4 protein-coding genes are annotated in these 3521 nt (G+C 68.3%); 1 reads left to right on the top strand and 3 read right to left on the bottom strand.

Annotation, left to right across the window (positions count from 1 at the left end; translation table 11 throughout):
* The 3 genes from QN345_RS16935 to glmS all read right to left on the bottom strand — a co-directional run.
* Window positions 1-528, bottom strand: a 528-nt coding sequence (locus QN345_RS16935; protein WP_323508928.1) for an alanine racemase, incomplete at its 3' end; no start/stop codon positions are given.
* Window positions 525-881: a holo-ACP synthase gene (locus QN345_RS16930; protein WP_134449922.1), complete on the bottom strand. Its 357-nt coding sequence runs from the start codon at window positions 879-881 to the stop codon at window positions 525-527. The genes QN345_RS16930 and QN345_RS16935, both read right to left, overlap by 4 nt.
* Window positions 882-918: 37 nt before the next feature.
* Window positions 919-2769, bottom strand: a complete 1851-nt coding sequence (gene glmS / locus QN345_RS16925; RefSeq protein ID WP_134449921.1) for a glutamine--fructose-6-phosphate transaminase (isomerizing) — start codon at window positions 2767-2769, stop codon at window positions 919-921.
* 33 nt (window positions 2770-2802) lie between these two features.
* Between glmS and coaA the strand changes: the two genes are divergently transcribed.
* Window positions 2803-3521, top strand: a 719-nt coding sequence (coaA, locus tag QN345_RS16920) for a type I pantothenate kinase (RefSeq protein ID WP_323508927.1), incomplete at its 3' end; no start/stop codon positions are given.

Here is a 3521-nt window from a genome sequence, read left to right as displayed (position 1 = left end):
GTGCACGTCCGCGGCCGGGGAGGCGTTGGAGAGATGGCTGAAGATGCCGCGGACGTGCACGAGGCCGTCCCGTTCGAAGCCGGAGCCGAGCGCGAAGACCTCGGCCCAGTCCGGCCCGTTCAGGCCATTGCGGCTGAGGCCGGTGTCGAGCTTCAGGTGGACATTGGCGACGCGGCCGAGCCGGCCGGCGGCATCCGCTATGGTCCGCAGCTGGCAGGCGGACGAGACACCCAGGTCGATGTCCCTGGCGATCGCGGCCTCGAAATCCGTGTCGGGCCCGTGCAGCCAGGCGAGGAGCGGGGCCTCGATGCCGGCGTCCCTGAGCGCGTGCGCTTCGGTGAGATCGGCGACGCCGAGCCAGTCGGCCCCCGCGGCGAGGGCGGTGCGGGCGACGGGGACCGCGCCGTGGCCATACGCATTGGCCTTGACGACGGCCATGAAATGCGGGGTGCCGATCGTGGCGCGCAGGTGGGCGACGTTCGCGGCGATCGCACCGAGGTCGATGACGGCCTCGCGGAACTCGCTCACGATGCACCCTCGAGCACGACGAAGGCGCAGGCGACGCCCGCATCGTGGGTCATCGTGAGGTGCACGGAGTCGACGCCGCGCGCACGCAGCACCTCGGCCATGACCCCGCTCAGCCGGAATCCGGGGTTACCGTGCGCGTCGCTCACGACTTCCATCTCCTGCCAGCTCGTGCCCGCGCTGTCGCCGAGCGCCTTGATCAGTGCTTCCTTGGCCGCGAACCGCGCCGCGAGGGAGTGGGTGGGCAGGCCGCGTTCTGCGGCCGCGAACAGCCGGGGAACGAGTCCGGGCGTGCGCAGAACCTGCCGGTCGAACCGGTCGAGGTCGACGATGTCGACGCCGATGCCACGAATCACGCCCGCGACCGCCTGCCCGTCCCCACTCCGTCCGCGCTTATTCGACCGTGACCGACTTCGCGAGGTTGCGGGGCTGGTCGACGTCGAGGCCCTTGACCGTTGCCAGCTCCATCGCGAAGATCTGCATCGGCACGACCGCGAGGAACGGCTCGAACAGCGGCGAGGCGAGCGGGATCCGCAGTACGGTGTCCGCGAACGGCAGAACGGCCACGTCGCCCTCTTCGGCGATCGCGATGATGCGAGCGCCGCGGGCGCGGATCTCCTGGATGTTCGAGACGACCTTGGGGTGCAGGTGCGCGGAACCGCGCGGGCTCGGCACGACGACGAAGACGGGCTGGCCGGGCTCGATCAGCGCGATCGGACCGTGCTTGAGCTCGCCGGCAGCGAAACCCTCTGCGTGGATATACGCGAGTTCCTTGAGCTTGAGCGCACCCTCGAGGGCGATCGGGAAACCGACGTGGCGGCCGAGGAACAGCACGGCACGGGTGTCCGACATCCAGGCGGCGAGTTCGTGCACGGCGCTCTCCTGGAGCAGGGTGGTCGCGATCTTTGCGGGAATGGCCTGCAGCTCGACGATCTGGGCCGCGGCATCCGCTTCGGTCATGCTGCCGCGCACGCGGGCGAGGTGCAGGGCGAAGAGGTAGAGGGCGGCGATCTGGGCGGTGAAGCCCTTCGTCGAGGCCACGGCGACCTCTGGGCCGGCGTGCGTGTAGATCACGGCGTCGGACTCGCGGGGGATGGTCGCACCCTGGGTGTTGCAGATCGAGATGGCCTTGGCGCCGGACTCCCTGGCGAACTTGACCGCCATCAGGGTGTCCATGGTCTCGCCGGACTGGCTGATGGAGATGATCAGGGTCTCCGGGTTCAGCACCGGGTCGCGGTAGCGGAACTCGTGGCTGAGCTCGACGTCGACGGGCACGCGGGTCCACTTCTCGATCGCGTACTTGGCGACGTAGCCGGCGTTCGCCGCGGTACCGCAGGCGACGATGACGATCCGGCGGATGCCGGCGAGCACGTCGTCGCCGAAGGCCTCGAGCTCGGGCACGACGGCCTGGCCCTCGTGGATGCGGCCGAGGAGCGTGTTGGCGATGGCGTCCGGCTGCTCGGAGACCTCCTTGGCCATGAAGCTGGACCAACCGCCCTTTTCGGCGGCGGAGGCGTCCCAGGCGATGTCGAATTCCTCGAACTCGACGGCGTTGCCGTCGAAGTCCGTGATGGTGACGACCTCAGGGGTGATCGTGACGATCTGATCCTGGCCGACGGCGACGGCCCGGCGGGTGAACTCGACGAACGCTGCGACGTCGGAGCCGAGGAAGTTCTCCCCGTCGCCGAGACCGATCACGAGCGGAGAGTTGCGACGGGCGCCGACGACGACACCGGGCTGGTCCTGGTGCACCGCGAGGAGGGTGAATGCGCCGTCCAGGCGGCCGACGACGCTCAGGAACGCGGCGCTCAGGTCGCCAAGGCGCTGGTATTCGCGGCCGAGCAGCACTGCGGCGACCTCGGTGTCGGTCTCGCTCTCGAAGGTGAAGCCCTCGGAGAGGAGCTCCTCCTTGAGAACGGAGAAGTTTTCGATAATGCCGTTATGGATAAGGGCGAGCTTGCCGTTGTCACCGAGGTGCGGATGCGCATTCGCGTCGGTCGGTCCGCCATGGGTGGCCCAGCGGGTGTGGCCGATGCCGGTACGGCCGTTGTTCATCGGGTTGCCTTCGAGGTCCCCGGCCAGAATGGCGAGCTTACCGGCCCGTTTCCTGGTGTTCAGCACGCCGTCATCGTCGATGACCGCGATCCCCGCCGAGTCGTACCCCCGGTATTCCAGTCTCCGCAACCCCCTCATCAGGACCTCGACGCTTTTATCTTCCCCGACATAACCCACGATTCCGCACATAGCCCCGATTTTAGTCCGACTAAGCTGTGTGGAATGTCCGATCCAGCCGCGAGCCTCTGGAACAACGGCCACACCACACCGTTCGTCGAGCTGGATCGAGCGGACTGGGCGGCCCTTGCACCCACCACCCAGCTCCCCCTCCGTGAGACCGAGATCGTGCAGTTGCGCGGCCTCGGCGAGCCGCTCGACCTCGGCGAGGTGACCGATGTCTACCTGCCCGTCAGCCGCCTGCTCAACCTCTATGCCGCTGGAGCAAGCCAGTTGCACCGGGCGACGAGCGACTTCCTCGGCGAACGTGCCCGGCGCACCCCGTTCGTGATCGGCGTCGCCGGGTCCGTCGCCGTCGGCAAGTCGACGATCGCCCGGCTCCTGCGCGAACTGCTGGCCCGCTGGGAGGACACTCCCCGGGTCGAACTCGTGACGACCGACGGGTTCCTCTTCCCGAACGCCGAACTGGCCCGGCGGGGACTGATGGCTCGCAAGGGATTTCCAGAGTCGTACGACCGGCGATCCCTGCTCCGATTCGTGTCCGCCGTCAAGGGCGGCGCCGCCGAGGTGCGGGCTCCGTTCTATTCGCACCTGAACTACGACATCGTTCCCGACGCGCAGATCGTGGTGCGCCAGCCGGACGTCCTCATCGTCGAAGGCCTCAACGTGCTCGCGCCGCCGACAACGGGGCACGGGCTCACGGTCAGCGACCTCTTCGATTTCACCGTCTACGTGGATGCCCGCACCCAGGACATCGCCCGCTG

Origin of the sequence: Cryobacterium sp. 10I1, assembly GCF_035019805.1 — a bacterium.
GTDB classification, from domain to species: Bacteria; Actinomycetota; Actinomycetes; order Actinomycetales; family Microbacteriaceae; genus Cryobacterium; species Cryobacterium glucosi.
Note: the sequence above shows the minus strand (reverse complement) of the source record. Positions and strands in the feature narration are given on the sequence as shown.